A 9894-nucleotide genomic window follows, 5' to 3' on the forward strand; every position below is an offset into this window, starting at 1 on the left:
GATTCAATACGACGAATCCCATTTTTGCTAAGGAAAAAGTGCGCTTGGCGATGCGTTATCTTATAGATTATGAAGGTTTTGGCAAGAAGCTTCTCAAAGGGATTGGTATCCCACGGGCAAGTTTTATTCCTCTTGGCAATCTTGGGGCTTTGGATGAAAAAGAAGGGCAACCCTTTAAGCTTGATATTCAAAAAGCCAAACAGCTTTTAGCAGAGGCTGGTTATCCGAACGGATTTGAGGCAAATTTTCTCGTATCAAACACTCCTTATACTTTATTACTTGCTCAGTCACTCCAAGATAGTGCTGCGCAGGCGGGTGTGCGTCTTAAAATTGAACGATTGGCAGGTACACAGTTGTTTTCCAAACTTTATGCTCGAGCTTTTGATACAATTTTTGTCGGATGGAATAATGATTCTGCGGATCCTCATACAATGGCTTCACGTCTTGTTTATAATCCAGATAATCGGTTTGAGGCAAAAAATACAGCTTATCCTAGTTGGCAGCATGGGTATTTTGATGCCAAGATGAATCAAAAAGTTGAAGATGCGTTGTTTCAAAAAGATCCGCAAAAACGGGTGCAAATATATGCTGATTTACAACGTGAACTTATGCAAAAAGGACCTTATGCGTTTATCTATCAGAAATACGGCGTCGTCGCGATGACACCGGATGTCAAAAAGTGGGTTTGGAATAGTGCACCGCATATTTTTTATAGTAAAATTGAAAAATAAGCGTGTCTTCAATGCTGTTCAATAGATGAAGGACATTGTCATGATATATTCGGCGTATTGTATAAATTTTCAAGCTTTGCAATACGTCGAAGATTATAGGTAATGCGTGATATACTGTTGAATGTCTTTTTAAGACATTCGTTTAAAGGGATTTTTCATTCTCATTAGAGGTGTATTGGTGTGGATGTTAAGATTGAATATTTCAATTTCTCTGAATTGAAAAGTCATCAATTTATTTGTTAAAAGACTGAGTGTAACATAAAAAAACTAAGTGTAACAAATGTCGTGGAATTTAGTAGTGTTAAAGGTGTAAAGGTTTTTCGATGTTGAAGGAAAGTTTTGGTATGGGTGGGTACACAAGGGATTCAGTTTTTTATGGTGTTCATATTTTCTTTTGCTTTGAAAGATGATGAGATACCAATTGGAGGGTCTTATTTTACGGGGAGTGATGAAAAAAAACAAATTTCCTTTTGAAAAAGGAATAAAAGTCGTTGCACTTGGCAAACTAACGAATTTTCCTGTTTTATCAAATCGTCAAATTATTATGAAAGCTCTTTGTTATTAAGGTACGTGAGCCGAAAGGGCTAGTGCTTTGATGGTATACAAAACGCTGGAAGAAATAAAAGAGACAAGCTTGCTTAACAAGATAGAGAAAAAATATTGGTTTTATAGTCTTCAATAGTAGGCGTTATGATATCGTGAATAAGCTCTGTTGTTGGTGAGTGTTCATTATATACCAGAGTGTTTTCCTTTGTATGTTTTGGTTTGGCTTACAAGTGTAGGCAGGAGGAGTCATTGGCAAGAGGTGCTTGTTCTTAAATATTTTAAAGCTTGGTCTTTAGGAGCCTATAGTTCGTCTAAACTTAATTATTAAGCACGTTTTGCTGCATAGGGAATTTATACAATAAACGTTAAAAGGAAAAGTCTATGAACGTGAAAAGAAAAATATTGAAAAAGAGCTGTTCTTTTGTTTCTGCTGTTCTTGCAATGGGGATGTTTGTGCAACAAGTTTCAGCAAAAACACCTACCGATACGCTTGTGATGGCTTGGAATCTGGATCCAATAAGTACATTTGACCCTGCACAACTCAATGACCGTTATGGAATTGAAGTGGTTAACAATATTTGTGATAATTTGGTCGTTTCTGCTACAGATGATGCAGCTAAAATGGTTCCTTCTTTGGCAAAGAGTTGGGATGTTTTAAGTGATGACCAGAGTACGGTGATTACTTTTCATTTGCGTGATGGTTTAAAGTTTAACGATGGTAGATCAGCCAATGCCAATGATCTTGTTTGGGGTATGAAGCGGGTTGTGAAATTGAAATTGTCTAATGCGGCAACATTTAATGAATATGGGATTACAGAACAAAACGTTGATGAGGCTTTTCAAGCACCGGACGACAAAACGGTGGTGATGAAATTTGATAAACCTTATCCTTCAGAGCTTATTCTTAGCAATATTTCCACTAATCGCACTGCTGCCTTGCTGGATCGTGAGACACTCATGAAAAACGAACAAGATGGCGATATGGGAAACCGGTATTTGGCAAGTCATTCTGCTTGTGTTGGTCCTTATCAGTTAGAGAGTTGGCGTCCTGGAGAAGCTCTTTTATTGCGTGCAAGCTCCAATTATTGGGGGGAAGCGCCTAAACTGAAGAAGATTTTAATTCGCCATGTTGCGGAGCCTGGAACGCAACGTTTATTATTGGAAAAACACGATATCGATGTTGCACGTAATCTGATGCCAGAGGATTTGGCAGATCTCCAAGCAACAACGGATATTAAGGTTGAAAAAGTGTTGGCGCCCTCCATGATTATATGGGGTTTTAATACGACGAACCCTATTTTTGCTAAGGAAAAAGTGCGTTTAGCGATGCGCTATCTTATTGATTATGAAGGACTCAGTAAGACCCTTCTCAAAGATGTTGGTATTCCCCGTGCAAGTTTTATTCCTCTTGGTAATCTTGGGGCTTTAGATGAAAAAGAAGGACAACCCTTTAAACTTGATCTCCAAAAAGCAAAGGAACTTTTAACAGAGGCAGGTTATCCGGATGGTTTTGAGGCCAATATTTTTGCAGGGGCATCTCCTTATCCTTTTGCTTTACCTATTGCTCAGTCCCTTCAAGACAACGCAAAAAAGGTTGGGGTACATTTTAAAATTGAACGTTTTGTAGGTACGCAGTTGTTTTCAAAATTTTATGCGCGTGGTTTTGATACGATTTTTTTCGGATGGAATAATGGCTCTGCGGACCCCCATACAATGGCTTCACGTCTTATTTACAATCCAGATAATCGGTTTGAGGCAAAAAATACGGGCTACGCTAGTTGGTGCCATGGGTATTTTGATAAAAGTATGAATCAAAAGGTTAAGGATGCGTTGTTTGAAAAAGATCCCCAAAAACGGGTGCAAATGTATGCTGATTTGCAACGTGAATTTATGCAGAAAGGACCCTATGCTTTTATTTATCAGACATATGTTTCTGTAGCGATGACACCTGATGTCAAAAAGTGGGTTTGGAATAGTGCACCACGTATTTTTTATAGTGCAATTGAAAAATAAGAAGGTATCAGGTTTATAAAATATAAAAAACATGATCATGATATATTTGACGTATTGCAAAGTTCTTAAATGTTTTGCAATACGTTGAAGATTGTGAATAATAGAGGATATATTGCTGAGTGTCTTTGCAAGATTTCTATTAAGGGATCTTTCATTCTCATTAAAGATGTGCTTGCTTGGATGTTTAAACTTAATATTTCAACTTCCATGAATTGAAAAGAGATCAATTCATTTGCTGAAAAAATTAGTACAACAAATGTTGTGGTATTTAGCATTGTTAAAGGAGCAAAGACTTTGCAATGTTGAAGAAGAGTTTTGGTGTGGAGGCAAAGAGGAATATCAGTTTTTTATGATGCCTATGTTATGTTTCCTTTTGTTTTGAAAGATAACACTCCGCAATTGGGGTATTATTTTATGGGGAGTGATGAAAAAATTCAAATTTTCTCTTGAGAAGGAGGGTAAATGATCAATTTCAGCAAATTACAATTCATTCAAAATCATCAAAATATCAAATTTTTATTGAGGCTCTTGAAGTAACCGGACGTGGTGTTTTCGCGACACTTTTTAGAAAATCAAAAAAGAAATTTGAAGCAAAAGGTCTGATTGATAAAGCAAAAGGAAACTTTGCCTGATATGTCCCAAATTGTAAGCACTGTGATATCTCCAACAGATGCTGTTATGCCTAATACCTTCGTTTTATATCAGATCGTTTTCTGTTGAGTTTTTAATTTTATTTCGAGGAGGTATGTTTTCTAAGTCTAATCTTATTATTTATTGCACGTTATTGTTGCATGGAGAACTTATACAATAAATTTTAAAAGGAAAAGTCTATGAACTTGAAAGGAAAAATATTGAAAGGGAGCAGTGCTTTTGTTTCTGCTGTTATTGCACTGGGGATTTTGGTGCAACAAGTTTCAGCAAAAACACCTGCCGATACGCTTGTGATGGCTTGGAATCTTGATTCAATAAGTACATTTGATCCCGCACAAATTAATGACCGTTATGGTAACGAAGTTCTTGTCAATGTTTGTGATAATTTAGTTGAACCAGCTAAAGATGACGCAGCTAAACTTGTTCCCTCTTTGGCGAAGAGTTGGGATGTTTTAAGTGATGATCAGCGTACGGTGATTACTTTTCATTTGCGTGATGGTTTGAAGTTCAATGATGGTCGTCCTGCGAATGCCAATGATCTAATTTGGAGCATGAAGCGGGTTGTTAAATTGAAGATGGCTACTGCGGCGACATTTAATGAATATGGTATCACAGAACAGAATGTTGATGAGGCTTTTCAAGCACCGGATGAGAAAACGGTGGTGATGAAATTTGATAAACCTTATCCAGCAGAGCTTATTCTTAGCCATTTTGCCACTAGTCGTACTCTTGCTTTGCTTGATCGTGAGACACTCATGAAACACGAAAAAAATGGTGATATGGGAAACCGGTATTTGGCAAGCCATTCTGCTTGTGTTGGTCCTTATCAGTTAGAGAGTTGGCGCCCTGGAGAAGGGATTTTATTGCGTGCAAGCTCCGATTATTGGGGTGAGGCGCCTAAATTGAAGAAGATTTTAATTCGCCATGTCGCGGAGCCTGGAACGCAACGTTTATTATTGGAAAAACACGATATCGATGTTGCACGTAATCTGATGCCAGAGGATTTGGCAGATCTCCAAGCAACAACGGATATTAAAGTTGAAAGAGTGTTAGAGCCATCCGTGATCATATGGGGGTTCAATGTGACAAATCCTATTTTTGCCAATGAAAAAGTGCGTTTAGCGATGCGCTATCTTATTGACTATGAAGGACTCGGTAAGACTCTTCTCAAAGATGTTGGTGTTCCACGTGCAAGTTTTATTCCTCTTGGTAATCTTGGGGCTTTGGATGAAAAAGAAGGACAACCCTTTAAACTTGATCTTCAAAAAGCAAAGCAACTTTTAACGGAAGCCGGTTATCCAGATGGTTTTGAGGCCAATATTTTTGCAGGGGCATCTCCTTATCCTTTTGCTTTGCCAATTGCTCAGTCCCTTCAAGACAATGCAAAAAAGGTTGGGGTGCGTTTTAAAATTGAACGTTTTGTAGGTACGCAGTTGTTTTCAAAATTTTATGCACGTACTTTTGATACGATTTTTTTCGGATGGAATAATGATTCTGCGGATCCTCATACAATGGCTTCACGCCTTATTTACAATCCTGATAACCGGCTTGAGGCTAAAAATACAGGCTATGCGAGTTGGTGCCATGGGTATTTGGATGAAACTATGAATCAAAAGGTTCAAGATGCGTTGTTTGAAAAAGATCCCAAAAAACGGGCGCAAATGTATGCTGATTTGCAACGTGAATTTATGCAGAAAGGACCCTATGCTTTTATCTATCAGACGTATCATACTGTAGCTATGACACCTGATGTTAAAAAATGGGTTTGGAATAGTGCACCACGTATTTTTTATAGTGCAATTGAAAAATAAGAAGGTATCAGGTTTATAAAATATAAAAAACATGATCATGATATATTTGATGTATTGCAAAGCTCTTTAACACTTTGCAATACGTTGAATTTTATCGGGAATGGATTACTATGTTGTGTAGAGAATTTTATTTCAGGAATTCTTATGAAAGATGTGTTTGTGTGGATGTTAAGATTGAATATTTTAACTTCTATTGATACAGCTTTCGGATGGAATAATAACTCTGGAGATCCCCATACAACGGCTCCAAGCTTTTTTATAACTCGGATAATCGGTTTGAAATTCGAAATATAAGCTGTTCTAGCCGGTGTTATGGATATTTTGATGAAGCTATAAATAAAAATTTTAAAGATTGTGTTGTTTCAAAAAGATTTACAGAAACGGGCGTAAAGAATTGAAAAATGGTAAGTTTGTTTAGTGAAAAAACAGGTGTAACAAATGTGGCAGAATTTACTGTTTCCGAAATAGCAGGAGCTCTAAAGCGTGTTGTTGAAGAAAAGTTTGGTTATGTACGGGTGCGTGGGGAGATATCAGGTTACCGTGGTACTCATGCTTCAGGACATGCTTATTTTGCTTTAAAGGATGATAAGGCACGGTTGGAAGCTGTTATTTGGCGTGGAGTGATGGAAAAGCTCAAATTTCCTCCTGAAGAAGGGATGGAAGTGGTTGCTGTTGGTAAACTTACAACTTATCCAGGGTCATCGAAATATCAAATTGTCATTGAGGCTCTTGAACCAACGGGGGTTGGTGCTTTGATGACACTTCTTGAAAATCGTAAGAAAAAGTTTGTGGAAGAAGGCTTATTTGATGAAGCAAAGAAAAAACCTTTGCCTTATATGCCTCGAATTATAGGCGTTGTCACATCACCAACAGGTGCTGTTATTCGTGATATTATTCATCGTATATCCGACCGTTTTCCGTTACATATTTTGGTTTGGCCTGTACGTGTTCAGGGGGAAACAAGTGGGAGAGAGGTAGCTGTTGCTGTTGAAGGTTTTAATGCTCTTGCTCCAGGAGGACTTATTCCAAAACCTGATCTTATTATTGTTGCACGGGGAGGGGGAAGTTTAGAAGATTTGTGGGGGTTTAATGACGAAGCTGTTGTTCGTGCTGTTTATGCCTCTGCTCTTCCCGTTATTTCTGCTGTTGGGCATGAAACGGACTGGACTTTAATTGATTATGTCGCTGATTGGCGTGCTCCAACTCCTACAGGAGCTGCAGAAAAGGCTGTTCCCGTTAAGCTTGATCTTGAAGTGTGTGTTGCGTCTCTTGGGGCACGTTTGCGCAAGGGACTTGTACGTTCTTTTGATTTTCATCAACAAAAGTTGCGTGCAGTCAGACGTGGTCTTCCCACTGTCGACCAACTTTTCGCTCTACCACGGCGTGGTTTTGATGAAATTTCAAATCGATTACAGCGTGCTCTTTGTGTAAGCTACGATAAAAAACGTTTTTCTTTTCATACTCTTCGTTTACGTCTTTCGTTACGTTTGTTAAATAATGAAAAAGCACACCGCAATACAAAAGAATATACGGCGCGCCTTCATCGTGCTTTTGTGCGTAGTGTGGAAAAAAAACGTGCCCGAATGGAGCTTGCATTTAGGCTTTTAAAAAGCACTTCTTATCAGAATATTTTGGAGCGCGGCTTTGTTTTGGTTTTGGGGAAAGAGAATAAGCCCATTAAACGCTTGGCTCAGTTTCCTGAAACGGGGCACATAAATTTACGCTTTTTTGATGGTGATATCAATGTTGCAACACAAGAATCTGTTTCCGCTAAACGCTCAAAACACAAGCCGATAAAGTCGCCAAGCGATGATCAAGGAACTCTCTTTTAATACGGTTAATGCCATGCTTGCGGAAGGTCTTCTTAAGGGAGCGGATGGAAAAGTTCGTTGTGCATGGGCTGGAACGGATCCACTTTATTGTGCTTATCATGATAACGAATGGGGAAAACCTGTTTTTGAAGATACCTGTTTGTTTGAAAAAATTTCTCTTGAAGGTTTCCAAGCGGGGCTTTCTTGGTTTACAATTTTAAAAAAACGCTCTTTTTTTCGCATTGCATTTGATCACTTTGACTTTAAAAAGATTGCTCATTATGATGAGCTAAAGGTGAAAATGTTAATGCAGAATAAAGACATTGTTCGCCATCAAGGAAAAATTCAATCAGTGCTTAATAATGCACTTAGAGCACAAGAAATTATAACAGAGTGGGGGAGCTTGTCTCGCTATTTTTGGTCTTTTCAGCCACCACAATCAGAGCGTTATGAAAAGATAGACTTTCAAACACTGTCGGCTCATCCCACAACCCCTGCTTCTCTTCGTCTTTCTCAAGACTTGAAGAAACGTGGCTGGACATTTATTGGTCCCATAATTTGTTATGCTTTTATGCAGTCCGTAGGGATCGTTAATGATCATCTTGAAGGATGTTTTTGTCGATAAATTGGCCAACGTTCTTTTGTATGAGTAATGATCAATAGGGTAATAATTAAATTGTTTAATAAATGTATAGATTATACAACTCCATTGTATAAGATAATTGAACTATACAATATCAATGATTTCCTACTGTTGTTGGCACTCAAAACGATAAAGGTATAATTTTGAAGATGAAAAAAACAGATGCAAAAAGGAGTGATATCTTAACTGTCATGTATCTGAAGTGAGATAATGGTAACGTCTTGTATGTTTTAAAGAAACATCTAGTGTACCAAAGCCCATTTTGCGACGCAGCTCATGAATGGTATAACAGTCAATCCATTGTGCACTCTATCTTTACACTTATGAAAGAGAAAATCAGCACCATCACACACTTTACTAGCTTTCAATGTTGTGCAACAGTTCTTGGCATTTGAAATGGTTCAGAAGAGATGTTTTTATTTCTGTTAATGACATGACCGTTATAATAAGTAATGAATATTTTATTCGTGTTTATTGACGAATGCAAAGTGGTTTTTAGAGGGGGGATGTTGTTGCATTGTTATATTTTACTTTGGTTGTATGACTGTTGGTTTATTTATGTGTAGGTCAATTGCTCAGTACTTACCTAGGGAATAAAAATAAAATGCAGTGATGAAAAATTGAAGTTAAATGACTTAAGCTGCTTGTGTTGGGTTTTATTATCTGATAGTTTTCTTCTATTAGAGAGTGATTTTGCCGCGTGTGCTCTCCAATTTTTAGGAAAATGATTAAGCTCACGCAGGCTTGTATCCACTACATTACTTAGTTGAAGCTCTGTATGTTTCTGCTGGAAACAAGAGTTTTGTTGCAGTGTGTTGTTTTCTGTTCTATTTTTATAGTGGTAAAGCAGTGATGCACACTAAAGTTTAGAAGGGTCTATATTCATTATGTCTTTGGGGGTAGTCTAATGAATTTTGTTTTTATCAATGGAGAAGTGCATTTTAGTGTGTATTCTTTTATTGCAATCTTTATCTCTCAAAAGACAAAGCTTGCAAGGGGTGATTCTTCTCATTATTCCTTTATTTTTGTTAACGTGTTTGGTTTTTTTGGTAAAAACGTAAAACTTTTGACACTTGGTTTTCAAAAGATTAAGCAGATTTTTGTGGGGGTAGAGTTTTGGAAAAGATCTTTTCTTATGCCTTTCTGCTGTTTTAGTGCAGTTTTGATCATGTAGTAAAGATGTGCCGCATCTTGAAATTGAGTGTTTGAGGAGAATGACAATTTTTGAAGTTTGCGTATTTTATTTTAAATACCGCCTAAAGTAATAGAGTGGTGAATTCATAAATTTTTGCGCAATGATTTTTTTTAAAGCTTACCATTTTGGAGGCTAAAAGGCTTATCCTTTTGATGATTAATGGGGCTGGTATACGGCGTTATCGTATGCAAAGAAAGGTTATGAAAGAATGTGATACTGGTTAGCAAAACATATATTGCATGTTCGCTATGGTTTGATTGAGATGTAGTCAATGAATTTATAAAGTAGATGACTCTGTATAGGCGATTAGAATGTATTTGTTCAATGTGTATAATTATAAATTTGCCATGTTATTTCAGCGTCATTAATTAATAAAAAATAAATAAAGGGAAACGTTTATGAACTTGAAGAAAATAATATTGAAAAGTAGCAGCTCTATTGTTGCTGCTCTTATGGCACTGGGAGTAGTTGTACAACAGGTTTCAGCAAAAAC

Annotated in this window: 5 protein-coding genes; all 5 read left to right on the forward strand. The window is 37.3% G+C overall.

What is annotated here, in order from left to right; genetic code table 11:
- The coding region (locus tag ACFIKG_RS07995; protein WP_375652064.1) for an ABC transporter substrate-binding protein at nt 1–731 on the forward strand (731 nt) is incomplete at its 5' end.
- Between the two features lie 927 nt (nt 732–1658).
- The gene (locus ACFIKG_RS08000; RefSeq protein WP_375649051.1) at nt 1659–3290 is read left to right on the forward strand and encodes an ABC transporter substrate-binding protein; all 1632 of its coding nucleotides are present in this window, start codon (nt 1659–1661) and stop codon (nt 3288–3290) included.
- Between the two features lie 830 nt (nt 3291–4120).
- Entirely contained in the window at nt 4121–5752 is a 1632-nt protein-coding gene (locus tag ACFIKG_RS08005; RefSeq protein WP_375652065.1) for an ABC transporter substrate-binding protein, read from the forward strand.
- Nucleotides 5753–6153: 401 nt separating this feature from the next.
- Entirely contained in the window at nt 6154–7584 is a 1431-nt protein-coding gene (gene xseA, locus ACFIKG_RS08010) for an exodeoxyribonuclease VII large subunit (RefSeq protein WP_375627254.1), read from the forward strand.
- On the forward strand, nt 7562–8188 hold the full coding sequence (locus ACFIKG_RS08015; RefSeq protein WP_375627255.1) for a DNA-3-methyladenine glycosylase I: 627 nt from the start codon (nt 7562–7564) through the stop codon (nt 8186–8188). Before xseA ends, ACFIKG_RS08015 begins: the two co-directional genes overlap by 23 nt.
- The last annotated feature ends 1706 nt before the right edge of the window (nt 8189–9894 follow it).

The organism is Bartonella sp. LB28NMGDW, assembly GCF_042194435.1.
In the GTDB taxonomy this organism is placed as follows: Bacteria; Pseudomonadota; Alphaproteobacteria; order Rhizobiales; family Rhizobiaceae; genus Bartonella; species Bartonella grahamii.